Raw genomic sequence first — 291 nt, forward strand, 5'->3', positions numbered from 1 at the left:
CTGTGAATTGACGTCTATAATATTAAAATGAGGGCAGTTTCTCAGTTCTTGAGTATCAAAAAAATACCGGCTTTGGGTTACTACGGCTGTAGCGTTAGAGAGAAGCACACCAATCAAACATCTTCTTGACCCCCTCTTTAGAGGTTACTTTCGGCATCCACTCCACATAGTGAGATATCTTCGATACGTCAGCCACAAATATTTTTTGATCACTTTCTCGTGGAGCTAATTTCTCATAGTTAAGAGTAGTTCCAGAAATCTCTTGAAGAAGATTAAACAACTCAATAAGTG

General features: G+C 38.5%; 1 pseudogene. It reads right to left on the reverse strand.

The features are described 5' to 3' along the window. Nucleotides 1–94 precede the first annotated feature (94 nt). Nucleotides 95–291 (reverse strand): annotated as a pseudogene (locus V2H77_RS00020) (CDP-paratose 2-epimerase); the annotation flags it as partial.

It is taken from the genome of Photorhabdus sp. P32 (genome assembly GCF_038085095.1).
Lineage (GTDB): Bacteria > Pseudomonadota > Gammaproteobacteria > Enterobacterales > Enterobacteriaceae > Photorhabdus > Photorhabdus luminescens.